At 63.6% G+C, this 23,584-nt stretch carries 22 protein-coding genes; 16 read left to right on the top strand and 6 right to left on the bottom strand.

Annotation, left to right across the window (positions count from 1 at the left end):
* Window positions 1-87: 87 nt before the first annotated feature.
* From JQ574_RS04220 to JQ574_RS04180, 9 genes are all read left to right on the top strand, one after another.
* Window positions 88-1,041 (top strand): phosphotransferase, encoded by a 954-nt coding sequence (locus JQ574_RS04220; RefSeq protein WP_212208879.1) that lies wholly within the window; start codon window positions 88-90, stop codon window positions 1,039-1,041.
* Between the two features lie 236 nt (window positions 1,042-1,277).
* Window positions 1,278-2,897: an ABC transporter substrate-binding protein gene (locus JQ574_RS04215; RefSeq protein ID WP_212383312.1), complete on the top strand. Its 1,620-nt coding sequence runs from the start codon at window positions 1,278-1,280 to the stop codon at window positions 2,895-2,897.
* Between the two features lie 116 nt (window positions 2,898-3,013).
* Window positions 3,014-4,027, top strand: coding sequence for an ABC transporter permease (locus JQ574_RS04210; RefSeq protein ID WP_212208877.1), 1,014 nt, complete (start codon window positions 3,014-3,016; stop codon window positions 4,025-4,027).
* A gap of 5 nt (window positions 4,028-4,032) precedes the next feature.
* Window positions 4,033-4,932, top strand: a complete 900-nt coding sequence (locus JQ574_RS04205; protein WP_212208876.1) for an ABC transporter permease — start codon at window positions 4,033-4,035, stop codon at window positions 4,930-4,932.
* Window positions 4,933-4,942: 10 nt separating this feature from the next.
* Complete coding sequence (locus JQ574_RS04200) at window positions 4,943-6,712, top strand: ABC transporter ATP-binding protein (protein WP_212208875.1); 1,770 nt, start codon at window positions 4,943-4,945, stop codon at window positions 6,710-6,712.
* A gap of 20 nt (window positions 6,713-6,732) precedes the next feature.
* On the top strand, window positions 6,733-6,912 hold the full coding sequence (locus tag JQ574_RS04195) for a DUF4089 domain-containing protein (protein ID WP_212208874.1): 180 nt from the start codon (window positions 6,733-6,735) through the stop codon (window positions 6,910-6,912).
* Between the two features lie 7 nt (window positions 6,913-6,919).
* A complete protein-coding gene (locus JQ574_RS04190; protein ID WP_212208873.1) occupies window positions 6,920-8,296 on the top strand; it encodes an AtzE family amidohydrolase in 1,377 nt (458 codons plus the stop codon).
* A gap of 14 nt (window positions 8,297-8,310) precedes the next feature.
* Window positions 8,311-8,703 carry an oxalurate catabolism protein HpxZ gene (gene hpxZ / locus JQ574_RS04185; protein WP_212208872.1) on the top strand — a complete coding sequence of 131 codons (393 nt, stop codon included), beginning with the start codon at window positions 8,311-8,313 and terminating at the stop codon, window positions 8,701-8,703.
* Between the two features lie 33 nt (window positions 8,704-8,736).
* On the top strand, window positions 8,737-9,471 hold the full coding sequence (locus JQ574_RS04180; protein ID WP_212208871.1) for a GntR family transcriptional regulator: 735 nt from the start codon (window positions 8,737-8,739) through the stop codon (window positions 9,469-9,471).
* Between the two features lie 65 nt (window positions 9,472-9,536).
* On the opposite strand, the gene atzF is transcribed toward JQ574_RS04180, so the two are convergent.
* Window positions 9,537-11,324 (bottom strand): allophanate hydrolase, encoded by a 1,788-nt coding sequence (gene atzF, locus JQ574_RS04175; RefSeq protein ID WP_283813678.1) that lies wholly within the window; start codon window positions 11,322-11,324, stop codon window positions 9,537-9,539.
* Between the two features lie 265 nt (window positions 11,325-11,589).
* Window positions 11,590-12,081 (bottom strand): MarR family transcriptional regulator, encoded by a 492-nt coding sequence (locus JQ574_RS04170; protein WP_212208984.1) that lies wholly within the window; start codon window positions 12,079-12,081, stop codon window positions 11,590-11,592.
* Window positions 12,082-12,256: 175 nt separating this feature from the next.
* Between JQ574_RS04170 and JQ574_RS04165 the strand changes: the two genes are divergently transcribed.
* Window positions 12,257-14,122, top strand: coding sequence for a feruloyl-CoA synthase (locus JQ574_RS04165; RefSeq protein ID WP_212208869.1), 1,866 nt, complete (start codon window positions 12,257-12,259; stop codon window positions 14,120-14,122).
* A gap of 3 nt (window positions 14,123-14,125) precedes the next feature.
* Here the strand turns inward: JQ574_RS04165 and JQ574_RS04160 are convergent, their stop codons facing one another.
* A complete protein-coding gene (locus JQ574_RS04160; RefSeq protein ID WP_212208868.1) occupies window positions 14,126-14,656 on the bottom strand; it encodes a MarR family winged helix-turn-helix transcriptional regulator in 531 nt (176 codons plus the stop codon).
* 112 nt (window positions 14,657-14,768) lie between these two features.
* Here JQ574_RS04160 and JQ574_RS04155 point away from each other — a divergent pair, with 112 nt between their 5' ends.
* Entirely contained in the window at window positions 14,769-15,983 is a 1,215-nt protein-coding gene (locus JQ574_RS04155) for an ABC transporter substrate-binding protein (protein ID WP_212208867.1), read from the top strand.
* Window positions 15,984-16,482: 499 nt separating this feature from the next.
* Here the strand turns inward: JQ574_RS04155 and JQ574_RS04150 are convergent, their stop codons facing one another.
* Window positions 16,483-17,007 carry a MarR family winged helix-turn-helix transcriptional regulator gene (locus JQ574_RS04150; protein WP_212208866.1) on the bottom strand — a complete coding sequence of 175 codons (525 nt, stop codon included), beginning with the start codon at window positions 17,005-17,007 and terminating at the stop codon, window positions 16,483-16,485.
* Between the two features lie 85 nt (window positions 17,008-17,092).
* On the opposite strand from JQ574_RS04150, the gene JQ574_RS04145 reads away from it, so the two are divergent.
* From JQ574_RS04145 to JQ574_RS04135, 3 genes are read left to right on the top strand one after another with little or no spacing between them, the layout of a single operon-like run.
* Window positions 17,093-18,304: a cytochrome P450 gene (locus tag JQ574_RS04145; protein WP_212208865.1), complete on the top strand. Its 1,212-nt coding sequence runs from the start codon at window positions 17,093-17,095 to the stop codon at window positions 18,302-18,304.
* Between the two features lie 8 nt (window positions 18,305-18,312).
* Complete coding sequence (locus JQ574_RS04140) at window positions 18,313-18,636, top strand: 2Fe-2S iron-sulfur cluster-binding protein (RefSeq protein WP_212208864.1); 324 nt, start codon at window positions 18,313-18,315, stop codon at window positions 18,634-18,636.
* Between the two features lie 56 nt (window positions 18,637-18,692).
* Window positions 18,693-19,907: an ABC transporter substrate-binding protein gene (locus JQ574_RS04135; RefSeq protein WP_212208983.1), complete on the top strand. Its 1,215-nt coding sequence runs from the start codon at window positions 18,693-18,695 to the stop codon at window positions 19,905-19,907.
* Between the two features lie 171 nt (window positions 19,908-20,078).
* Here JQ574_RS04135 and JQ574_RS04130 read toward each other — a convergent pair whose 3' ends face one another.
* Window positions 20,079-21,353: an NAD(P)/FAD-dependent oxidoreductase gene (locus JQ574_RS04130; RefSeq protein ID WP_212208863.1), complete on the bottom strand. Its 1,275-nt coding sequence runs from the start codon at window positions 21,351-21,353 to the stop codon at window positions 20,079-20,081.
* 234 nt (window positions 21,354-21,587) lie between these two features.
* Here JQ574_RS04130 and JQ574_RS04125 point away from each other — a divergent pair, with 234 nt between their 5' ends.
* Complete coding sequence (locus tag JQ574_RS04125; RefSeq protein WP_212208862.1) at window positions 21,588-21,896, top strand: hypothetical protein; 309 nt, start codon at window positions 21,588-21,590, stop codon at window positions 21,894-21,896.
* Between the two features lie 17 nt (window positions 21,897-21,913).
* The gene (locus tag JQ574_RS04120; protein WP_212208861.1) at window positions 21,914-22,810 is read left to right on the top strand and encodes a sigma-70 family RNA polymerase sigma factor; all 897 of its coding nucleotides are present in this window, start codon (window positions 21,914-21,916) and stop codon (window positions 22,808-22,810) included.
* A gap of 7 nt (window positions 22,811-22,817) precedes the next feature.
* Here JQ574_RS04120 and JQ574_RS04115 read toward each other — a convergent pair whose 3' ends face one another.
* Window positions 22,818-23,576, bottom strand: coding sequence for a GntR family transcriptional regulator (locus JQ574_RS04115; protein ID WP_249119079.1), 759 nt, complete (start codon window positions 23,574-23,576; stop codon window positions 22,818-22,820).
* Between the last annotated feature and the right edge of the window lie 8 nt (window positions 23,577-23,584).

The raw sequence follows: 23,584 nt of genomic DNA, 5'->3' as shown, positions 1-23,584 counted from the left end.
GTCATTGCGAGCGAAGCGAAGCAATCCATCGCTCCCAAGGAAAGAAAGAATGGATTGCTTCGCTTTGCTCGCAATGACGGTTGAGTGATGACACCTTCACTGCCGGCCCTCGCAGACTACGAAGCCTTCCATGCCTGGCGCGCCGACCAGTCCCGCTGGCTGCCGGTGGCATCAGACGTCGCGCACGGCCATGGCCTGAAAGCAACATCGCCGCATGTCTTCGCGACCGGTACCAACCTCGTCGTCGGCCTTGGCGATGACCTGATCCTGAAGCTTTTCCCGCCAATGCTTCGCGGCCAGTTTGTCTCCGAGCGCGCATCGCTGAGGCAGTTGCGCGGACAATTGAGCCTCCCGATTCCGGAAATTCTGTTCGAAGGCGAGCGCGACGGCTGGCCCTATCTCATCGTCACGCGGCTGCACGGTGTCGTCGGCTCCGAGGTCTGGCCGGGGTTGCCTGAAGACCAGAAGGAGCGCGTACTTGTGCAGATCGGCGCTGCTATCGCCGAAGTGCAGCGCGCCCCGCTCGGAGAACTCTCGAACATCGAGATGCAATGGGCTGACTTCATCCCGAAGCAAATCGAGGGCTGTCGCGCGCGCCACATGCGTCTTGGATTGCCGCCAAAATTCCTTGCCGGGTTCGACGATATCCTGCGCGATGCGGCATCGCTCATTCCGTTGGACGCGCCGCCGGTCATCCTCACCGGCGAATACATTCCGGAGAATTTCCTGCTGGAGCGCGATAGCAATGGCTGGCGCCTGTCGGGGTTGTTTGATTTCGGCGACGTGATGACGGGTTTTGGCGAGTATGACCTGTTGGGGCCGAGCGCCTTCATGACCGCGGGGGTGAGGCGACGGGTACGCAGCCTGTTCGAGGGGTTTGGGTATTCAAGCGCCGATATCCATCCGGCGATGAAGCGGCGGTTGATGGCGCTGATGCTGCTGCATCAGCACAGCGACCCGATCCGGCATATCCAAATCGAAGGCTGGCAGGAGAAAGCCGGCGACCTCGTTGAACTGCAGGATCTGGTGTGGCCGACCTGACGGGTGCGACGAAGCCGCACATCAAACAGGCGCTCAGAATATTTGCATAATTAGTGAGCAAACATGCCTCTTTGTATGCAATTTGAGCCTCGCTTTGAGGAGCCGAATGCATCAAAAATTCATATTCGTTCGTATTATCAGTCAATTAGATCGTGTTTAGTTTTCCATTAAGGTTTGGCACGAACCTTGCGATTCCCGGTTCCAAAGCCGTTCCCCTCAGGCGTTGGAGCATCACCATGAAGCGTCGCGATTTCCTGAAATCCGTCACGGGGGTCGCCGCGCGCGCCCTGGTGCCGGCGCCGGCCATTTTCTCTCCCGCCAAGGCCGATGCGCGGTCGGAGACGCTTTTGATCGTCTCGGAAGGCGGTCCCAACAACCTCGACATCCATGGCGTCGGCACCAACGTGCCCGGCTATGAAGTGTCGTGGAATTGCTACGACCGCCTGATCACCCATGAGATGAAGAGCGGGCCCGGCGGCGTGCCGTATTACGACCGCGACAAGTTCAAGGGCGAACTCGCCGACGACATGAAGATCGACGACATGTCGGTGACATTCAAGCTGAAGAAGAACGCGAAATTCCACGACGGCGCGCCGGTGACGTCCAAGGACGTCAAATGGTCGCTCGATCGCGCGGTCTCGGTCGGCGGCTTTCCGACCTTCCAGATGAGCGCGGGCTCGCTGACCAAGCCGGAGCAGTTCGTTGTCGTCGATGACAACACGCTGCGGGTGGACTTTGCCAAGAAGGACCGCCTGACGATCCCCGATCTCGCCGTCATCGTGCCCTGCATTGTCAATTCGGAGCTCGTGAAGAAGAACGCCTCCGAGAAGGATCCCTGGGGTCTCGAATATACAAAACAGCAGACCGCGGGCTCCGGCGCCTACAAGCTGTCGAAGTGGACCGCCGGCACCGAAGTCATCATGGAGCGCAACGACGCCTGGGTCGGTGGTCCCCTGCCGAAGATCAAACGTGTGATCTGGCGCATGGTGCCGCAGGCCGGCAACCGCCGCGCGCTGCTGGAGCGTGGCGACGCCGACATCTCCTATGAACTGCCGTTCAAGGATTTCCAGGAGATGAAGGCCAACGGCAAGCTCAACGTGGTGTCGCTGCCGTTCAGTAACGGTATCCAGTATATCGGCATGAACGTCACCAAGCCGCCGTTCGACAATCCCAAGGTGCGTCAGGCGATCGCCTACGCGCTTCCCTATCAAAAAATCATGGACGTCGTGCTGTTCGGCCTCGCCAACCCGATGTTCGGCGCATCCGCCGACAAGGCCACCGAGGTGGCGTGGCCGCAGCCGACCAAATATTCCACCGACATGGCCAAGGCGAAGGCGCTGCTCGCGGAAGCCGGCTACGCCAGCGGTTTCGAGACCACGATCTCGTTCGATCTCAATTTCGCAGGCGTCAACGAGCCGCTCTGCGTGCTGGTGCAGGAGAGTCTCGCGCAGCTCGGCATCAAGGCCACGATCAACAAGATCCCCGGCGCCAACTGGCGCACCGAACTAAACAAGAAGGAGATGCCGCTCTACACCAACGTGTTCTCGGGCTGGCTCGATTACCCCGAATACTTCTTCTACTGGTGCTATCACGGCAACAATTCCGTCTTCAACACCATGAGCTACAAGTCGCCGGAGATGGACAGACTGATCGACGGCGCGCGCAACGCGGCCTCGACCGGCGACAAGGCGGCCTACGACAGCGACGTGAAGGGTTTCGTAGATCTCGCCTACAAGGATATCCCGCGGATTCCGCTGTATCAGCCCTTCGTCAACGTCGCGATGCAGAAGAACATCTCGGGCTATCAATACTGGTTCCACCGAAGGCTCGACTATCGTGCGCTGGTGAAGGCGTGAGGGGCGAATGGTGAGTAGCGAATGGCGAATAGGGGGTAGTGAAGGATGAAAGAACGTAGCCGCGATCGTCCATTCACTATTCGCCATTCGCTATTCGCCGGCGCGGAGCGCCTGCCATGCTGACCATGATCGGCAAGCGGCTGATGTTCGCGATCCCGTCGTTGATCGGGGTCGTGATCGTGACGTTTCTGCTGACGCGGGCGCTGCCTGGCGATCCCGCCGCGTACTTTGCCGGGCCCGCCGCGACCAAGGAGGCGGTCGAGCAGATCCGGAAAAAACTCGGCCTCGACAAGCCGCTGATCGAACAGTTCTTCCGCTACACCAATGATCTCGCGCATGGCGATTTCGGCAATTCGCTGACCACCGGCCAGCCGGTCGCCGCCGAAATCCGCAATCGCCTGCCGGCTTCCGCCGAGCTGACGCTGCTCGGCCTGTTCGTTTCCATCGTGATCGCCATCCCGCTCGGCGTGCTCGCCGCCACAAGGCCCGGCTCGTGGATCGATCATCTCTGCCGCATAACGACGACGGCCGGCGTCTCGCTGCCGGTGTTCTTTACCGGATTGGTGCTGGTCTACGTCTTCTATTTCCGGCTCGGCTGGTCGCCGGCGCCGCTCGGCCGGCTCGATGTGTTCTACAGCGCGCCGCCGACGGTGACCGGCTTCTATCTGATCGACACCCTGATCGCGCGCGATCTCGAGGCGTTTCGTTCCGCGCTGAGCCAGCTGATCCTGCCCGCGACGACGCTGGCGATATTCTCGCTGGCGCCGATCGCGCGCATGACGCGGGCCTCGATGCTGGCGGTGCTGGCCTCGGATTTCGTCCGCACGGCGCGCGCCAGCGGCCTGTCACCGAGCACCGTGATCGTCACCTACGCCTTTCGGAACGCCATGCTGCCGGTCATCACCACGCTCAGCATGGTGTTCTCGTTCCTGCTCGGCGCCAACGTGCTGGTTGAAAAAGTCTTCGCCTGGCCCGGCATCGGCTCCTATGCGGTGGAGGCCCTGATCTCGTCGGACTTCGCGCCGGTGCAGGGTTTCGTGCTGACCATGGCAGTCATGTACGTGCTGCTCAATCTGGTCATCGACATTCTCTACGGTGTGATCGATCCGCGCGTGAGATTGGAAGGGTAACAAGCATGAGCACCGTTGCGCCTGCCGTTGAACCTGTCGGCCCCGCGCGAACCTCGGGACTATCAGCGATCTTCGAGCACACCCGCTATGTGCTCGGCGAGAACCGCGTCACCGCTTTTGCCTTCGCCCTGTTGATCGTGATCCTGTTCGCGGCGGTGTTCGGGCCCTACATCGTGCCCTACGATCCGCTCGCCAGCGACACGTCAGCTGCCTTGAAGGCGCCGTCGGCGGCGCACTGGTTCGGCACCGATCAGTTGGGCCGCGATATCTTCAGCCGCGTCATCGTGGCCACACGGCTGGATGTGTTCATCGCGGTGGCTTCGGTGGCGCTGGTGTTCCTGATGGGCGGCCTTGCCGGCATCGCCGGCGGCTATTTCGGCGGCTGGACCGACCGCATCGTCGGACGTATCGCCGACACCATCATGGCGTTTCCGCTGTTCGTGCTGGCGATGGGCATCGTCGCTGCGCTCGGCAATACCGTGCAGAACATCATCATCGCGACCGCCATCGTGAATTTTCCGCTCTATGCCCGCGTCGCCCGCGCCGAGGCCAATGTGCGCCGCAATGCAGGTTTTGTGCAGGCGGCGCGATTGTCGGGCAATGGTGAGTTCCGGATTTTGCTGGTGCACATCCTGCCCAACATCATGCCGATCATGATCGTGCAGATGTCGCTGACCATGGGTTACGCGATCCTCAATGCCGCGGGCCTGTCGTTCATCGGCCTTGGCGTGCGGCCGCCGACCGCCGAATGGGGCATCATGGTCGCGGAAGGCGCCGGCTTCATGGTGTCGGGCGAATGGTGGATCGCGCTGTTCCCGGGGCTTGCGCTGATGATCGCGGTGTTCTGCTTCAACCTGCTCGGCGACGGCCTGCGTGACATCGTCGACCCGCAGCGAAGAACCTGAGGACATACCGATGACCGCGCAGCCATTGCTCGACGTCAACGACCTCACGGTGGAATTCGCCACGCGGCGCGGCATCGTGAAAGCGGTGCAGCACGTCAACATCTCCGTGGCCAAGGGCGAGACGCTCGGTATCGTCGGCGAGTCCGGCTCCGGCAAGTCGGTGACCTCTTACGCCGTGATGCGGATCCTCGACCGCGCCGGCAAGATCGCCGAGGGCTCGGTGGTGTTTTCCGGCATCGACGTCAAGGCCGCGACCGAGAACCAGATGCGGGATTTGCGCGGCCGCGAAATCTCGATGATCTTCCAGAACCCGCGCGCGGCGCTCAATCCGATCCGCAAGGTCGGCGACCAGATCGAGGATGTGCTGCGCCAGCATGTGCAGTCGGCGGCCAGTGATCGCGGCGAGAAGGCGATCGAAGCGCTGGAACAGGTCAAGATCGCGCGGCCGCGCGAGCGGTACCACGCCTATCCGTTCGAGCTCTCCGGCGGCATGTGCCAGCGCGTCGTGATCGCGCTGGCGCTGGCCTGCAATCCGCAGCTTCTGATCGCGGACGAGCCGACCACGGGTCTCGACGTCACGACGCAAAAAGCCGTGATGGATCTGATCGTCGAGCTCACGAAGCGGCGCGGCATGTCGACCATCCTGATCACGCATGACCTCGGCCTCGCGGCCGCCTATTGCGATCGTGTGGTCGTGATGGAAAAGGGCCGCGTAGTCGAGACCGCGAAATCCGCCGATATCTTCGCCAACCCTGAACATGCCTACACCAGGAAGCTGATGCGCGCGACGCCGCGGATCGGCGTCTCCTTGCGCGATCTGTTGCCGGAGGAAGACGCGGCGGCGCTACCACCCGTCATGGCCGGGCTTGACCCGGCCATCCATCAATCTTCGAAAGATTCCTTTGAAGCGATGGACCCCCGGGTCAAGCCTGGGGGTGACGAGAAGCCGCTTCTGCTGGTCGAGAAACTGGTGAAGGAGTATCCGCGCCAGGGCGCCACGGCCGTTCTCGGCAAGCTGTTTTCCCGCAAGCCGCCGATCGAGACCGAACTATTCCGCGCCGTCGACGGCATCAGCTTTACGGTCGGTCACGGCGAGAGCGTCGGCCTGGTCGGTGAATCCGGCTGCGGCAAATCGACCACGTCGATGATGGTGATGCGGCTGCTGGATCAGACCTCCGGCCGTATCGTGTTCGATGGCGACGAGATCGGCACCATGCTGCCCAACGCCTTCGCGCGGCTGCCGCTGCGCAAGAGCATCCAGATGGTGTTCCAGGATCCGACCGACAGCCTCAACCCGCGCTTCACCGCGGCGCGCGCCATCGTCGATCCGATCATGCAGCTCGGCGACATCAGGGGACGCGATGCGCTGCGCGCCCGTTGCGAGGAACTCGCCGGGCTGGTCGGTCTCCCCATTAATCTGCTCGATCGCTTCCCGCATCAATTGTCCGGTGGCCAGAAGGCCCGCGTCGGCATCGCTCGCGCGATTGCGCTGCACCCAAAGCTCGTGATCCTCGACGAGCCGACCGCGGCGCTCGACGTCTCCGTGCAGGCGGTGGTGCTCAATCTCTTGCAGGACCTCAAGTCGTCGATGGGTATGAGCTATCTGTTTGTCTCCCATGATTTGAATGTGGTGCGCCTGTTGTGCGATCGTGTCATCGTGATGCGTGCGGGACGAATCGTGGAACAGGGCCCGTCCGAACAGGTCTTGGGCAATCCGCAGGACGCCTATACAAAGGAGCTGCTGACGGCGATCCCGCATCCGCCGTTGCCGGTTCACTAATAAACCTGAATGGGAGCGAAATGGCCGAACCCCTGGACGACTATATCGACGCCGTCGCCAAAGCGCTGGCGTTGCCGGTGGAGGATTCCTGGCGGCCGGCGGTGCGCGCGAACCTCGAAGTATCGCTGAGGCTGGCCCGGCTGGTGGACGAATTCCCATTGCCCGACGAAACCGAGCCCGCCAGTGTCTTCACAGCCTGACCGCGCCATGACCGCACAAGAGATCGCCCAGGCCGTGGCCGGCGGCAAGATGACCGCGCTCGCCGCGACCGAAGACGCGCTGGCGCGGATCGCCAAGCATGATTCGGTTCTGAACTCCTTCACTGACGTCACCGCGGATCGCGCACGTGCGAAAGCCCGCGCCGTCGATGCGGCGATTGCGGCGGGGCAGAAAGTCGGCCCGCTCGCGGGCGTGCCGTTTGCGGTCAAGAACTTGTTCGACGTCAAGGGCCTGCCGACGCGTGCGGGCTCGAAGATCAACCGCGACCTCGCGCCGTCTTCGCGCGATGCGACGCTGGTGGAACGCATGGAGGCTGCGGGCGCCGTCCTGATCGGCGCGCTCAACATGGGCGAATACGCCTACGACTTCACCGGCGAGAATGTGCATGACGGCCCGTCGCGCAATCCGCACGATCCGACGTGCATGACGGGCGGTTCCTCCGGCGGCTCCGGCAGTTCGGTCGGCGGCGGCCTGGTCCCGATCGGGCTGGGCTCAGATACCAATGGCTCGATCCGGGTGCCGTCGTCGTTCTGCGGAATCTTCGGTCTGAAGCCGACCTATGGCCGGCTGTCGCGGGCACGGTCGTTTCCGTTTGTCGCGAGCTTCGACCACCTCGGACCGCTTGCGCGCAGCGTCGGCGATCTCGCGCTGGCCTATGATGCGATGCAGGGGCCGGATGCCGATGATGCCGCGTGCACGACGCGGCCGGTTGAGCCGGTGACGTCGCAGCTCGCGCAAGGCGTCGGCGGATTGCGGGTCGCAATAGCCGGTGGCTATTTCCAGAAGAATGTGTTTCCGGAGGCTGTCGAGGCCGTGGCGCGCGTCGCCAAGGCGCTTGATGCGACACAGACGATCGAAATCCCCGAGGCCGCGCGAGCTCGCGCCGCAGCTTACGTGATTTCCACCACCGAAGGCGCTTCGCTGCATCTTGATCGCCTGCGCAAGCGCCCGAACGATTTCGATCCGGCGGTGCGCGATCGCCTGATCGCGGGCGCGATGGTGCCGGCGCCGCTGGTCGATCGGGCGCAGAAATTCCGCCGCTGGTATCGCATGCAAGTGCTGGAGCTGTTCAAATCGGTCGACGTGATCATCGCGCCTGCCACGCCCTGCACCGCGCCCAAACTCGGGCAGGTAACGTTCAAGCTCGACGGCGTCGAACTACCGGTGCGCGCCAATATCGGCATCCATACCCAGCCGATTTCGTTCATCGGACTGCCCGTGGTCGCGGTGCCGGTGCCGCTGGAGCCGATGCCGATCGGGGTCCAGATCATCGCCGCACCCTGGCGCGAGGATATCGCGCTTCGCGTCGCTCGTGCATTGGAGCAATCCGGCGTTGCTGCGGCGCCTGCGCCAAGAGGAATTTAGCGAGGAATTTAGCCATGGATATCGATCTTCCCGACGTGCTCGCTGAAGTGTCAGCGCAATTCGCGCGCTATGAAGCGGCGCTGGTATCGAACGACGTCGCGGTGCTGGATGAATTGTTCCGCAACGATCCCCGCACGCTGCGCTACGGCATCAACGAAAACCTCTACGGCTATGAGGCCATCATGGCGTTCCGCGCCGGGCGCTCGCCGGTGGGGCTGATGCGTACGACCGACAAGACCGTCATCACCAGCTATGGCCGCGATACCGCTGTTGCCTCGACGTTGTTCTATCGCGATGCGTGGAGCGGCAAGAAGGTGGGGCGGCAGATGCAGACCTGGGTGCGGTTTCCTGAGGGGTGGAGAATCGTCGCCGCCCACGTCAGCATCATCGACGAGCCGGCTTCGTAGGGTTGGATTTCGAAAGGATTTGGGTCAAACGACATGAGCCTTGACGATCTTCCTACCCGCAGCCCGCAATCCGGCCCCGAAGGCGAGCCGGTGGTGCGGCGCGTCGACCGCGCCTCGCCGCAGGCGGACAAGGTCACGCGCGCGGAGGAATTGCGACTGCAACTCGCCGACGAGATCGTGCGCGGGGTGCTGGCGCCGGGATCGGGACTGGACGAGACCGATATTGCGCGGCGCTTCAGCGTGTCGCGGACCCCGGTGCGCGAGGCGCTGCGGCAGCTGGTGGCGAGCGGTCTCGTCGAATCCCGCGCCCATCGCGGCGCCGTGGTGGCGCAGCCGTCGATCGAGCGGCTAACCGAAATGTTCGAGGCGATGGCGGAGCTGGAAGCGCTGTGCGCAGGCCTTGCTGCGGAGCGGATGCCGGCGGCGGATCGCCAGAAGCTCGAAAGCATCCACGAGGAATTGCGGGTGCTGAGCTACGCCGGCAATCCTGAAAGATTCCACGAAGTCAACGAGCGCTTTCACAACGCGATCTATGCCGGCTCGCAGAACGGCTATATCGCCGAGATGACGCTGGCGACGCGGGTGCGGGTGCAGCCGTTCCGGCGTGCCCAGTTCCGCAATCTCGGCCGCCTCGCCAAATCGCACGCCGAGCACGACCGTGTCGTGGTCGCGATCATGCGCGGCGACAAAACCGGCGCCGCGGCCGCGATGCGTGCGCATATCGAACTGGTGCGCGGGGAGTATGAGCTTTACGCGGTGTCGGTGTAAGTGGGCGAATGGGGAGTGGCGAATAGCGAATGGGGAGGTTCGCTTAGCTACTCGCTACTCGCCTCTCATCTCTGCGCCATGAACGCGCGCCAGCCGCCGAACGCGGAAATATCCCGCGCGCCGCTCACCGCGGCCGGTTCGACCAAAAACCCCTTCACGCCGCGGCCGTCCGCGAGACGAATGGTGCCGATCGACAGTGGCGGCGGGATTGCGGCGACGAATTTTCCAAATGCCACCGCCGACAGCGCCCAGAGTTCGAGCTTGATCTGCGATCCCGCGCCAGCCTCGACGCGCAGCATGCCGGGTTTTGGCGGCGTGGTGTCGAGCGCATAGAGCCTGTAGTCCGGCGCGGTCGAGGTTTCCTCCAGCAGGCGTCCGCCGAGTGACGTCAGCTCGCCGTTCAGCGCCATGCCGGATAGATGCGCGCCGACCGCCGCGATTGCGATTTCGTCGCCGCTGAGTTGTGGCGAGGGCGCTGCGAGCGGCGGCTGCGTCAGGCCCTTGGCGCCCATCTTCAGTCCAGTGTGGGCATGGAAGGCGCGGCCCATGCTGGCGAGCTGCGCGTCGTGGCCGGCCGGCGCGAGCAGCGTGATGCCGAACGGGATGCCGTCCGGCCGCATCGCCGCCGGCAATGCCAGCCCGCAGAGATCGAGCAGATTGACGAAATTGGTGTAGGTGCCGAGCCTGGAATTGAGCTCGATCGGATTGGCCAGCACCTGCGCCGTTGAATAGGCGGTTGGCGCCGTCGGCAGCACCAGCGCGTCGATGTCGGTAAAGGTGCGCTCGGCGACGCGCCGCAGCGCCTGCAAACGATAGAGCGCCGCGAAGGTATCGGCCGCGGTCGGCCGCGCGCCGGCCATGGTGATCTCGCGCGTGACGGGATGAATCGCATCCGGCGACGATGCCAGGAGATCGCGGATCACCAGATAACGTTCGGCGACCCACGGTCCCTCATAGAGCAGCCGCGCGGTCTCATAAAACGGTTCGAGATCGAATTCGACCAGGGTTGCGCCGAGCGAAGTCCAGCGCTTGAGCGCTTCGCCATAGGCCTGCTCCGACTCACGGTCGCCGAAGAAGATCAACTGACCGCTACGGGGAACGCCGAGCCGCAACTGTCCGGGAAACGCGGTGACCGCGCCGAGCGGCCGGTCGCGTGAAAACGGATCGGCGTCATCGGGGCCGGCCATCGCTGATAGCGCCGCCACGGCGTCATCCACCGTGAGCGCGAACACCGAAATGCAATCCAGCGTGCGGCAGGCCGGCACCAGCCCGGCATTGGAGATCAGCCCGAGGCTCGGCTTCAACCCGACGATGTTGTTGAGCATCGCCGGCACACGGCCACTTCCGGCGGTGTCGGTGCCGAGCGCCAGCGGCACCAATCCGGCCGACACCGCGACTGCCGATCCCGAACTCGATCCGCCCGGAACGAGATCGGCGCGGATCGGATTTGTCGGGATGCCATAGGGCGAGCGCACGCCGACGAGGCCGGTCGCGAACTGGTCGAGATTGGTCTTGCCGATGATGATGGCGCCGGCCGCGCGCAGCTTTGCGACCGCGGTCGAGTCCTGCGTCGGCGAATAAGAAAACGCCGGGCAGGCGGCCGTGGTCGGCAGGCCCAGCGCGTCGATATTGTCCTTCACCGCGACCGGCACGCCCAGCAGCGGAAGCGTCGCCGGATCCTTTGCGCTCAGCGCTTGCGCCTCCGCCAGCGCGTCCCTTTCGTCGCGCAGGGAGATGAACACGGCCGGATCGTTGTGGTCGCGGATGCGCTGATAGCTGCGCGCGACGGTTTGCGCCGGCGTCATGGTGCCGGCGCGGTGCGCGGCGACGATCGCAGCAACGGTTTCAGTCAATTGATGCCCCGTCCTGGGTTGGCTGAGGTCAGTCACGGTCGACTTACCTAAGCGAGGAGTTCGTCCGGATTGAAGCAAGCGATGTGCCATTGTGTACAATTAGGGATGCAACCCAAGACACGGCAATAACCCTGCAATGTTCGTGGGTTAGTTGCCTTGTCGGAAAACGAGGCGTGTCCACGGTCCTAGCGCGGCGCCTTGTCTCTGCCTAATTTGTAGGCGGCATTGTCAGTTGTGGGGCTTGGAGTTCGTCGCGCCCGCGCGCTCAGGTGAACGCCGCCAGAATCCGGAGCAGGTGCTCCCGATTCGCGGCCCCGATCTTCTCGGCGACGTGACGCTCGTGTTCGGCCGCGAGCAGCATGAACTGCCGCAGCGATGCCTCGCCCCGCCCGGTCAGGTGCAGCGCGTGGGAACGGCGGTCGGTCCTGGATTGGACGCGCCGCACCAGCTTGCGATCTTCGAGACTGTCCAGCAGGTGCACCAGCCGGGCGCGCTCGATCCCGAGCCGCTTGGCGACCGCCATCTGGCTCAGGCCCGGATTGGCACCGATCACCGTCAGCACCGAATATTGCGTCGGCTTGATATCGACCGCCGCCAGCGTCCGGATGAAGTCCTGAAAGATCCAGATCTGGAAGCGCCGCACCGCGTAGCCGGCATGGCCGACCAGCCCGTCGAGGCCGACCTCGATATCCTGCTCCCGGTGGCGTGCCTTGCCATTTCCGCCGCGCTTGCCGTTCGCGGAAACTGGGGTTTTCAAGGCTGGTTGGGCCGCTCTGCTCGACACATGCTTCTCCCCGCGTCGCTCCCCTTCTAGCGCTTTGCGGCCGGGAAGGAAATATTGTTGTTGACGACAACAATTGTTGCGACCAACAATATGCCCAAGAGCGGCCCACAGAGGCCGGCGGCCGACGGGCCGCGCGAGGAGGAAACCGATGACGACAGCCGCCGCCACAGGCCGCGACCCATCCGAAGCGCTGTTTGCGAAGCCCGCGATATCAGCCGATCGCCGCGCGGACGGCAGCATCATCCTGAAATCGACGGTGCCGCTGAAGCCAGGCGCGCGCTGCGTCGGCGATTGGCTGGAACATTGGGCCCGGCAGGCGCCGGAGCGGACTTTTTTGGCCGACCGCAAGACGCCGGATGCGCCGTGGAACACGGTCACTTATGCCAGTGCATTGCGGCAGGTTCGCTCGGCGGCGGCATGGATCCTCGCGCAGGGACTGAGCGCGGAACGGCCATTGGTGATCCTGTCCGACAACAGCGTCGACCATGCATTGTTCGCGCTGGCTGCTCAGCATGTCGGCGTGCCCTCGGCGGCGGTCTCGCCGGCCTATTCGCTGATGTCCCGGGATTTCGACAAGCTCAAGGGCATGATCAGTTTGCTCGGGCCCGGCGCGATCTATGTCTCCAGCACCAAACCATTCGCAGCGGCGCTCGCGGCGATTGCTCCGCTGCACTCGACCAAAATCGTCAGCAGCGATTCCAGCGACGGTGATGTGATCCCATTCCCAGAGATCGCGGCGACACCGGAAAAGCCGGCCGTCGAAAAAGCCTTCAAGGCCGTGACGCCGGACACCATTGCAAAGTTCCTGTTCACCTCGGGTTCGACCGGCACGCCGAAGGCTGTGATCAACACCCAGCGCATGCTGACCTCGAGCCAGCAGGCCAAGGCGCAGACCTGGACGTTCCTCGAAGCGGCGCGCGACGATCTCGTGATCCTCGACTGGCTGCCGTGGAGCCATACCTTCGGCGCCAACCACAACTTTAACCTCGTGCTGCGCAATGGCGGCACGCTCTATGTCGACGGCGGCAAGCCTGCGCCGGGGCTGTTCGCGACCTCGCTGGCGAATCTGCGCAGCGTGATGCCGACGGTGTATTTCAACGTGCCGCGCGGTTTTGATATGCTGATCGCGGCGCTGCGCAGTGACGACGAGCTGCGCCAGAAATTCTTTGGCGAGGTGAAGTTCGCGTTCTATGCGGGTGCCGCGCTGCCGCAGAATCTCTGGGATGCGCTGGAGGAACTCTCGATCAAAACCAGCGGCCGCGCGTTGCCGATGGTATCGGCCTGGGGCTCGACCGAAACCTCGCCGCTCGCGACCGACTGCCATTTCCAGGCCAGGCGCTCCGGCAATATCGGCGTGCCGATATCAGGGACAGAGCTGAAGCTGGTACCGTCAGGCGACAAGCTCGAAGTGCGGGTGCGCGGACCGAATGTCACGCCGGGCTACTGGAAGGCGCCGGAACTCACCGCGCAGGCATTCGATGCGGAAGGCTTTTATTTGATCGGCGATGCCGTGACCTTTGCCGATCCTGAGCGACCAGAACTCGGATTGTTTTTCGACGGCCGCGTCGCCGAGGATTTCAAGCTCAACTCCGGCACCTGGGTCAATGTCGGCACACTGCGCGTCGCCGGCATCGCAGCACTCGCGCCGCTGGCGCAGGACATCGTCGTCACCGGCCATGGTGGCGATGAAGTCCGTTTTCTGGTGTTCCCCAACATCGCCGCTTGTCGTGCCCATGCCGGTCTGCCCGACGGCGCCGGCGCCGACGAGGTCATCGGTCACGAAAAAGTTCGCGCCGCGATCGGGCAGGGCCTCGCCAAACTGAAAGCGCAGGGCGGCAACTCATCCGGCCACGCCACGCGCGCGTTGCTTTTGGCCGAGCCTGCCTCCGTCGATGGTGGCGAGATCACCGACAAGGGCTACATCAACCAGCGCGCGGTGCTGACTCGGCGGGCAGGCGCGGTAGCGGTGTTGGACAATGACGCGTCGGCCGAATGGATCGGCTGCGCCGGCTAGATATCAAGCGATTTCGCTTCGCGAAAGTTCGCGCCGGTAGGCCTCGACCAGCCGCGTCAGCATGTGAAGAAATGCCGCCCTCTCTGGCTTGCTGAGCGGGGCGAGCGTCTGTTCATTGAAGATCTCGCCAGCCCGGCTTGCCTCATCGGCCCGTCTTTGCCCGGCCGCGCTGAGCGAAAGCTCGACCGCGCGCTTGTCGCGGGACGATCGCTTGCGCCTCACGATGCCGGCCTCTTCCATGGCAGACAGGATCTTCACGAGGTTGGGCAGCTGCATCTTGAGCACGGCGGCGAGTTCGCTCTGCGTCACGGCCTCGTTGTCGCGCACGGTCATGAGGATGGAATATTCCACCGGCGACACTTCCAGCGCCTGGAAGTGCCGGAAGAAAGCTTCGAAATTCAAGAGCTGCAGGATCCGGATCATGAACCCGGGCGTCTGCTGTAACGCGCTCAGATCGAGCGACTTTTTCTTGTCATCGGCGGTTTCCACCAGCGGGGATTTTTTCGCCGCGGCGCGGCTGCGGGTCTTTTGCATTTGTTCGGTGATTCCCGGTCGAGATTGACTCTCCGAAAAATACTTATATTATATAAGTAATTTCGGCAGCGTGAAGATTGCCTTTTGGAGTTGTAAACACAGGGAGGACCGGATGGGTCATGTTTTTTCGCGGCTGAAGACGCCGCTGGTTGCTGCGGCCGCGGTCCTGCTCGTCTCGGGCGCGCAGGCGCAGGAAAAAGTCCGCATCGGTATCCTGAACGATCAGTCCGGCGTGTTCGCGACCTACCAGGGCATCGGTTCGGTGGTCGCGGCCCAGATGGCAGTCGAGGATTACGGCGGCAAGGCCGCCGGCAAGGTCGTGGAGGTCGTCGCGGCCGATCACCAGAACAAGCCTGACATCGGCGTCGGCATCGCGCGGCGCTGGTATGAAAACGAAAGCGTCGATGCGATCTTTGACCTGCCGAACTCGGCGATCGCGCTCGCGGTCGCCGGCATCAGCGAACAGAAAAACAAGGTGTTCATCGGCTCCGGCGCCGGAACCGTGCTGCTGACCGGCGCGAAATGCACCCCCAACACCGTACACTGGACCTACGACACCTACGCCTATGGCCACGGTCTCGGCAAGGCGGTGGTGGCGAAGGGCGGCAAGAAATGGTTCTTCCTGACCGCCGACTATGCGTTCGGGCATGACCTGGAAAAGCAGGCGATGGAAGCGGTTAAGGCCGCCGGCGGCGAGGTGGTCGGCGCCGTCCGTCATCCGCTGGGGACGGCGGATTACGCCTCCTTCCTGCTGCAGGCGCAAGGCTCGGGTGCTGATATCGTCGGCATCGCCAATGCCGGCGACGACACCATTACGTCGATGAAGCAGGCGGCCGAATTCGGCCTGACCCAGAAGCAGAAGCTGGTCGGCCTGATCCTTGGCATGAACGGGTTGCCGGCGCTGACGCTGAAGGCGGCACAGGGCGCGCAGATCATGAATCCGTTCTACTGGGATCTGAACGACGGCACCCGCCGCTTCGCCGCAAAGTTTGCCGAGCGCCACCCGCAGAAGAACTATCCCAACGACATGCAGGCCGGCGTCTATGCCTCGGTGATTCACTACCTCAAGGCCGTCGACAAGGCCGGCGGCGCCACCGACGGCAAGGCCGTTGTCGAAGCGATGAAGGTGATGCCGACCGACGATCCCCTGTTCGGCAAGGGCTTCATTCGCGCCGACGGCCGAAAGATCCATCCGCTCTATCTGCTCGAGGTCAAGAAGCCCGATGAGTCGCAGTCGAAATGGGACCTTTTGAAAGTGGTCGGCACGATCAAGGGCGAGGATGCATTCCGGCCCGAGAAGGACGGCGGCTGTCCGCTGTCGAAATAGACGGCGCGCCGTAGCGCGCGATCATCGTCAGGGTCTGGCCCAAAAGCAGTCAGTACTTTCGCTTTCTCGTCATGGCCGGGCTTGTCCCGGCCATTCACGTCTTTCTTGCTTAATGGATGCAAAGACGTGGATGCCCGGCACCCGTCTCCGCCAGGGCTTCGACGGGGCCACGAGTGGTCGGCCCGCCGAAGCTTTAGCGAAGGCGGCAAGGCCGGGCATAACGAGCGCCGCCATAATAACCCGTTCATCGATTCCCCCAGCTCGCAAAGCGGCCAAAGTTCCCGACCAACCATTTCGTTGCCTTAGCAACACTCTATTGTTGCCACGGCAACTAATTCGTGACAGTCTCGCGATCAATGATGGCCACAGAAGCAGCCCAGCTGCCGGGTCTCGCAGGGAGGTATGGATGCCCGAAAGCAAAGGCGGGTCACGGAACGCCGCCGCTTCATACGCGGCGCGGACCGCCGCGCATCACATGAAATGGTCGTTGCTGGGCCGCCTACGGGCCACCGACGCCCTTGACGGCATCGAGATTGCCGTGGACGCGGCGCAGCAGGTCGATCAGCACTTCCCGCTCGTCCTTGCGCAGGACGGACAGCAGCCGTCGTTCGCGTTCAAGCGCGGCGACGATGACCTTGTCGTGGGTCGCGCGTCCCTTCGCGGTCAGCGATATCGAATGGGTGCGTCCGTCGTCCGGGGCGGTCCGGATCGCGACCAGGCCGCGCTTCTGCAGCATCGACAGGGTGCGGCTGACCGGCCCCTTGTCGAAGCCGATCACGTGGCAGATCCGCGAGGCCGGGATGCCGGGCTCGATCGCCAGCAGCGACATGATCCGCCATTCCGTGACGTTGACGCCGAAATTGCGCTGATAGAACGCGGTGGCGCTGTTCGAGAGCTTGTTGGCGATGAAGGTGATGAACGCCGGAACGTAGCGCTCGAGATCGAGGGTCGGGCCGTCATCGGCATCTGCGACCTCCACCGGTCTCGGCCGGCGCGCATTCCTGGCGGGTGGTTGACTGCTCATGTCCCTGATCATCGCTGCAAACGCTAGGCTTGAGAGATAGGGACATGCGCCAGCGCTTTACAAGAACAAACTTTGGGAGGTCGGAATGAGTGCATCAGGCTTCACGCCATCGGCAGGCGTGCCGCATATGGACATCGATCCGTTCTCGATCGAGTTCTTCGAAGACCCGCATCCCGCCCACGAGGTGCTCCGGGAAGCCGGGCCGGTCGTTTGGTTCGACAAATGGAAGGTCTACGGCGTCGCCCGCCATGCCGAGGTCCATGCCGTCCTCAACGATCCTCTGACCTTCTGCTCCAGCCGCGGCGTCGGCCTCAGCGACTTTGCGAAGGAAAAGGCATGGCGGCCGCAAAGCATCATTCTGGAGGCCGATCCGCCGGAACATGCGCGCACGCGGGCGGTGCTGAGCCGGGTGCTCTCGCCGACGGTGATGAAGCAATTGCGCGGCAGCTTTGTCGCAGCCGCCGAATCCCGGGTGGAAGCGCTGCTCGCCAAAGGCAGCTTCGACGCCATCGCAGACCTCGCCGAGGCCTATCCGCTGTCCGTGTTTCCCGATGCGCTCGGGCTCAAGCCGGAGGGGCGCGAAAACCTGCTGCCCTATGCGAGCCTCGTCTTCAATTCGTTCGGGCCGCCGAACCAGCTGCGCCAGGACGCGATCGAACGCTCCGCGCCGCATCAGGCCTATGTCGCCGAACAATGCCAGCGCGAAAATCTCGCGCCCGGCGGTTTCGGCGACTGCATCCATGCCCGCGCCGATGCCGGCGACATCACGGCGGCGGAAGCGCCATTGCTGGTGCGCTCGCTGCTCAGCGCCGGCCTCGATACCACGGTCAACGGCATCGGCGCGGCGGTCTATTGCCTGGCGCGTTTTCCCGATCAATGGGCGCGGCTGCGGAGTGACCCGACGCTGGCGCGCAACGCCTTTGAGGAGGCGGTGCGGTTCGAAAGCCCGGTGCAGACGTTCTTCCGGACCACGACACGGGACGTCGAGATCAGCGGGTCGCGGATCGGCGAGGGCGAGAAAATCCTGATGTTCCTCGCCGCCGCCAACCGCGATCCGCGGCGATGGGACCGGCCTGACGAATATGACGTCACGCGCAAGACCAGTGGCCATGTCGGCTATGGCTCCGGCATCCACATGTGCGTCGGCCAGCTGGTCGCGCGGCTGGAAGGCGAGGCGGTGCTTTCGGCGCTGGCCAAACGGGTCAGCGCGATCGAGATCACGGGGCCGGCGACGCGCCGTTTCAACAACACGCTCCGCGGCCTCGAAAGCCTGCCCGTGTCAATCAAAGCAGCGTGAGCCGGATCATGCCGACCATCATTTTCAATCGCCCCGACAACCGTTCCGAACGCGTCGACGCGAGCGCCGGCGACAGCGTCATGCAGGTCGCAACCACGCACGGCGTCGACGAGATCGTGGCCGAGTGCGGCGGCAACGCCATGTGCGCGACCTGCCATGTCTATGTCGATGAAGGCTGGATCGCGCGGCTCGCGCCGATGAGCGAGGAGGAGGATGAGCTGCTCCACGGCGTCGCCGCCGAGCGGCTGCCAAACAGCCGGCTGTCCTGCCAGATCAAGATCACGCCGGAGCTCGACGGCCTCGTCGTGCGGCTGCCGGACCGGCAGATCTGAATTCAAACCCGGCGCAGTCCGGGAACAACAACGATCACATCGATAGGGAGAGAATGATGAAGAATATCAGGGTCTATCTGGCGCTCGCGCTATCCTGCGCCGCGTTCGGACCGGCGCGGGCGGAGATTTCCGAAAATGTCGTCCGGGTCGGCGTGCTCAACGACATCTCCGGCATCTTCCAGGACACCAACGGCATGGGGTCGGTGGAAGCCGCGCGCATGGCGGCGGAGGATTTTGGCGGCGGCGGCAAGAACATCAAGGTCGAGATCGTCTATGCCGATCACCAGAACAAGGCTGACGTCGGTCAGGGGATCGCGCGCAAATGGCTCGATGTCGAGGGTGTCGATGCCATTGTCGACGTGCCGAACTCGGCGGTCGGGCTCGCCATCAATGCGCTGGTGCGGGACTCCCGCATGACGTTCCTGGCGTCATCGACAGCGAGCTCCGACCTGACCGGCAAGGCCTGTTCGCCCAACACCATTCAATGGGTCAACGACGCCTGGGCCACCGGCAACACCACGGCGGCGGCGATGATGGGGCGCGGTGGCAAGGACTGGTACTTCGTCACGGTCGACTATGCGCTCGGCAAGGGCATCGAGGCCGAAGCCACCAACTACATCGAAAAGAATGGCGGCAAGGTGCTGGGCTCGAGCAAGCATCCGCTCGGCACGTCGGACTTCGCGTCGTTCCTGCTGCAGGCGCAGAGTTCCAAGGCCAAGGTGATCGGCCTTGCCAATGCCGGCGGCGACACCATCAATGCGGTCAAGCAGGCCAATGAGTTCGGCATCCAGCAGAGCGGCCAGACCATGGTGGCGTTCCTGTTGTTCGTCAACGACGTGCACGGCATGGGATTGAAGATCGCGCAGGGGCTCCAACTGCTGGAGGCGTTTTACTGGGACATGGATGACGACACCCGCGCGTTCGCAAAGCGCTTTGCGGCGCGGCCGGGCATGAACGGCAAGATGCCGAGCGGCAACCAGGCCGGCGTCTATGCCTCCACGCTCGCTTATCTCAACGCGGTGGCGGCGACCGGCAGCGACCATGCCAAGGACGCCGTGCCGCAGATGAAAAAGTTCAAGGGCAAGGACAAGTTGTTCGGCGACGTCACCATCCGCCAGGACGGCCGCGTCATCCACCCGATGTATCTGTTCGAGGTGAAGAAGCCGGCGGAGTCGAAATATCCGTATGATTATTACAAGCTGGTATCGACGATCCCGGCCGATCAGGCGTTCCGGCCGATGGCGGACGGCGGGTGTTCATTGGTGAAGTGAGGGTCGCGCCGTCGCGGTTTCTTACCTCGCCCCGCTTGCGGGGAGAGGTCGAATCGCATCGCAGATGCGATCCGGGTGAGGGGGTACAGGTCTCACGAGTGACGTCACTCTTGGAGAGAGCCCCTCACCCCGACCCTCTCCCCGCAAGAGCGGGGCGAGGGAGAAGATCGCTCACCCCGTCACCTTGCTGCTCCCTTGCGTGATCAGCCGCGCCGCGCGCTGATTCCTGGCGTGGATCCAGAGCCAGCTCATGGCGACGCTGAGCCGGTGGCGCAGGCCGATCAGGAAATAGATGTGGGCGATGCCCCAGATCCACCAGGCGAGATTGCCGCGCAGCTTCATCCAGCCGAAATCGATCACCGCCTTGCGCTTGCCGATCTGCGCCAGGCTGCCGGCATGTTTGTAGCGGAACGGTGGCAGCGTCCCGCCGCCGAGCCGCGCCTTGATGAGGGCAGCGACGTAGCGGCCCTGTTGCTTGGCCGCCGGCGCAATGCCGGGCACCGGATTTCCGCTCGCATCTGCAATCGTTGCGGTGTCACCCACAGCGAAAATATCGGGATGGCCGGGCACTGTCAGGTCCGGCTTTACCTGCACGCGATAGGCGCGATCGGCGGGCGCGCCCAGCCATTCGGCCGCGCGTGAGGCACGTACGCCCGCGGCCCAGATGATGGTTTTCGCGTCGAGCCTAGTGTCGCCATAGACCACGCCATCGATGCTGCATTCCGTCACCGGCTTTCCCAGCATCACTTCGACGCCGAGGCCCTCAAGCGAGGTTTGCGCGTAGGCGGAGAGATCGTCGGGAAAGCCCGCGAGCACGCGAGGACCTGCCTCGATCAGCACCACGCGCGCCTTGCTGGTGTCGATGTTGCGGAAATCCTTCGGCAGCGTGTCCCTGGCGAGGTCGGCGATGGTGCCGGCGAGTTCGACGCCGGTGGGGCCTGCGCCGATGATGACGAAAGTCAGCAGCGCGGCGCGCCGCGCCGGATCGGTTTCGCGCTCGGCGCGCTCGAAGGCGACCAGGATGCGCCGCCGCAGCGTGGTGGCGTCCTCCAGCGTTTTCAGCCCGGGTGCGAACGGTTCCCATTCGTCGTGGCCGAAATAGGCGTGACGCGCACCGGTGGCAAGGATCAGCGTGTCATAGGGCAGTGCCTCGCCGTCATCGAGCAGCACGCGCTTGCCCGCGGCGTCGACGCCATTGACGTTGGCGAACAGCGTCGTGACATCGGGCCGGTCGCGCAAGAGGTAACGGATCGGCCAGGCGATCTCGGAGGTCGCCAACGATGCGGTGGCAACCTGATAGAGCAGCGGCTGGAACAAATGGTGGTTGCGCCGGTCGATCAGCGTGATTTTCACCGCTGCGCCGGCTAGCCCGAAGGCGGCTTCCAGCCCGCCGAAACCGGCGCCGACGATCACCACGTGGTGCTGACGTTTCGGCACTGTCGTCATGGAATCCGGCCTCGGTTCGAGATGTCTCCGTGCCCTCATTATGTAGTTATTTGTGCACTGCTTCCAAGAGAAGCTTCAAGCCGTGTTTGCCAATCGACCGATAGCGAAAGCGCATCGTGAGGGATGAAACACATGGCCGAAAATATTCTTTTCGAGCCTGCATCCTTTGCCCACCGCCAGACGTCCTTGGGTCGAGCTGCCAGGTTCTGCAGCACCCACGCCATGGAGAAGCACATGAAACGGACCCTGATCAGGTATAAAACAAAACCTGAAATGACCGAGAAGAACGCCGAACTGGTCGCCGCGGTGTTTGCCGAACTGAAGGCGCTGCAGCCGGAGGGCGTCCGTTATCTCTCGCTGCGGCTGGAAGACGATACGTTCATCCATTTCGTTGAGACCACGGCCGATGATGGCGCCAGCGCGTTGCCCAAACTGGCATCGTTTGCCGCCTTCCAGAGTGGTATTCGGGAGCGTTGCGCTGAACCGCCGCTGGCGCGCGCCGTTACCATCGTCGGCAATTATCGGATGCTGGGCGAGATATGAGCTCTTCGGAAGCGCGAATGACAGAGATATCTGAAGCCTCGCCAGCCGCGACGGATATCGATGCGCTTCTGGTCGCGCTGCGGCCAAAACTGCATCGCTATTGCGCGCGCATGGTGGGTTCGGTGATCGACGGCGAGGACGTACTGCAGGACGCGCTGATCAAGGCGGTGGAAGCCTTGTCAGCCACTAGAGCGTTGTCCAGCGGCAATCCCGAGGGTTGGCTGTTCCGGATTGCACACAACACCGCGCTGGACTTTTTGCGTAGGCGCAAGCGCCAGGAGGCGCTTTTTTCGGGGGAGGAGGCGGAGATGATGGCCGACCAGCTCGATGCCGTGACAAGCCGCCAGATCGCGAACGCCAGTCTGCGCACCTTCATGCGCCTCAATGTGACGCAACGCTCATCCGTGATCCTGATGGATGTGCTCGGATATTCGCTGGCGGAAATCTGCGCTGTCATGGATGTGAGCCTTGCCGCGGCCAAGGCCGCGCTGGTTCGCGGCCGCGCACAACTTCGAAAATATGCCGATGAGCCTGACGATGCGCCGCAGCCGAAATTGTCCGACGCCGATCGCAAGCGGCTCGGCGCTTATGTTGCCCATTTCAACGCGCGGGATTTCGACGCCATCCGCGCCATGATATCAGACGACGTGCGGCTCGATCTCGTCAACAAGACCCGCATGACCGGCAAGGCCGAAGTGTCGCGTTATTTCGGCAACTATTCCAAAGTCAGCGATTGGCATCTGGTGCCTGGCCTGGTGGAGGGGCAACCGGCGGTTCTGGTGTTCGATCCGAACGAGCCCAACTCGAAGCTGAAATACTTCATGCTGCTGAACTGGTCGGCCGACAAGGTCGCCACCATCAGGGATTTCCGCCACGCGCCTTACGTCATCGATGGGGCTGAATATCTGGTTTGAACAACCGTTACGCTGACGACGGCCACACGGTCGACGCCTCGATGATGTCTGCGGTTCGCCGGTAATGCTCGGCCAGGTAACGCACGGCATCTTCGCTGCGGCGTAGCGCGGCGTCCATGATTTGCTGATGTTCGGCGGCAACGTCGCGCGCCGGCGTTCCCGCCACCGGGCCGACCAGGCATGGCAGCCGGTAGCGCTGGGTTTCGACATAGAGCTGGTCTGCCAGGTCGAGCAGCCGCGGCGACCGGCAATGGGCGATCAGCGCCCGATGGAATTGATAGTGCCGCTCGTCCATCGCATGCATGTCGACGGCGTCCACCTCGCCGGAGAGGCGCAACTGCCGTTCGGCTTGCAGGCTGAGCGCATGGAAGGCGGCCACGATGCCGGCTTCCCAGTCATCGTCGCCGTCCCGCATCGATCGGCGCAGCGCTTCGGATTCGATCAGGATGCGGGTTTCCGTCGCGTCCTTCATTTCCTCGCGCGACAGCGGCGCGACGGAAAAGCCGCGCAGCGCCGTCGAGAACACCAGACGCTCGGACTGCAGCCGCATCAACGCCTCGCGCAGCGGCGAGAAGCTCAGGCCATAACGCTGCTTCAGCGCTTCGAGCCGCAGCGGCTTGCCCGCGCCGAGCACACCGGAGACGATATCGGTGCGCAGACGCTGATAGGCCACCTCGCTCAATGTTCCGGGCTCGCCAGCTCCTTCGCTGACGATCCGGCGGTCGCCTGCCACGCCGGCCATTTTTCCTGCTTTCGCGGCCACCATTACGGATT

It is taken from the genome of Bradyrhizobium sp. AUGA SZCCT0158 (assembly GCF_018130065.1).
GTDB lineage: Bacteria > Pseudomonadota > Alphaproteobacteria > Rhizobiales > Xanthobacteraceae > Bradyrhizobium.
Note: the sequence above shows the minus strand (reverse complement) of the source record. Positions and strands in the feature narration are given on the sequence as shown.

Excerpts from the sequence above, each read along its gene's own strand:
- JQ574_RS04220 (WP_212208879.1), top strand. The coding sequence starts at position 88 with ATGACACCTTCACTGCCGGCCCTCGCAGACTACGAAGCCTTCCATGCC.
- JQ574_RS04215 (WP_212383312.1), top strand. The coding sequence starts at position 1,278 with ATGAAGCGTCGCGATTTCCTGAAATCCGTCACGGGGGTCGCCGCGCGC.
- JQ574_RS04210 (WP_212208877.1), top strand. The coding sequence starts at position 3,014 with ATGCTGACCATGATCGGCAAGCGGCTGATGTTCGCGATCCCGTCGTTG.
- JQ574_RS04205 (WP_212208876.1), top strand. The coding sequence starts at position 4,033 with ATGAGCACCGTTGCGCCTGCCGTTGAACCTGTCGGCCCCGCGCGAACC.
- JQ574_RS04200 (WP_212208875.1), top strand. The coding sequence starts at position 4,943 with ATGACCGCGCAGCCATTGCTCGACGTCAACGACCTCACGGTGGAATTC.
- JQ574_RS04195 (WP_212208874.1), top strand. The coding sequence starts at position 6,733 with ATGGCCGAACCCCTGGACGACTATATCGACGCCGTCGCCAAAGCGCTG.
- JQ574_RS04190 (WP_212208873.1), top strand. The coding sequence starts at position 6,920 with ATGACCGCACAAGAGATCGCCCAGGCCGTGGCCGGCGGCAAGATGACC.
- hpxZ (WP_212208872.1), top strand. The coding sequence starts at position 8,311 with ATGGATATCGATCTTCCCGACGTGCTCGCTGAAGTGTCAGCGCAATTC.
- JQ574_RS04180 (WP_212208871.1), top strand. The coding sequence starts at position 8,737 with ATGAGCCTTGACGATCTTCCTACCCGCAGCCCGCAATCCGGCCCCGAA.
- JQ574_RS04165 (WP_212208869.1), top strand. The coding sequence starts at position 12,257 with ATGACGACAGCCGCCGCCACAGGCCGCGACCCATCCGAAGCGCTGTTT.
- JQ574_RS04160 (WP_212208868.1), bottom strand. The coding sequence starts at position 14,656 with ATGCAAAAGACCCGCAGCCGCGCCGCGGCGAAAAAATCCCCGCTGGTG.
- JQ574_RS04155 (WP_212208867.1), top strand. The coding sequence starts at position 14,769 with ATGGGTCATGTTTTTTCGCGGCTGAAGACGCCGCTGGTTGCTGCGGCC.
- JQ574_RS04150 (WP_212208866.1), bottom strand. The coding sequence starts at position 17,007 with ATGAGCAGTCAACCACCCGCCAGGAATGCGCGCCGGCCGAGACCGGTG.
- JQ574_RS04145 (WP_212208865.1), top strand. The coding sequence starts at position 17,093 with ATGAGTGCATCAGGCTTCACGCCATCGGCAGGCGTGCCGCATATGGAC.
- JQ574_RS04140 (WP_212208864.1), top strand. The coding sequence starts at position 18,313 with ATGCCGACCATCATTTTCAATCGCCCCGACAACCGTTCCGAACGCGTC.
- JQ574_RS04135 (WP_212208983.1), top strand. The coding sequence starts at position 18,693 with ATGAAGAATATCAGGGTCTATCTGGCGCTCGCGCTATCCTGCGCCGCG.
- JQ574_RS04130 (WP_212208863.1), bottom strand. The coding sequence starts at position 21,353 with ATGACGACAGTGCCGAAACGTCAGCACCACGTGGTGATCGTCGGCGCC.
- JQ574_RS04125 (WP_212208862.1), top strand. The coding sequence starts at position 21,588 with ATGAAACGGACCCTGATCAGGTATAAAACAAAACCTGAAATGACCGAG.
- JQ574_RS04120 (WP_212208861.1), top strand. The coding sequence starts at position 21,914 with ATGACAGAGATATCTGAAGCCTCGCCAGCCGCGACGGATATCGATGCG.
- JQ574_RS04115 (WP_249119079.1), bottom strand. The coding sequence starts at position 23,576 with ATGGTGGCCGCGAAAGCAGGAAAAATGGCCGGCGTGGCAGGCGACCGC.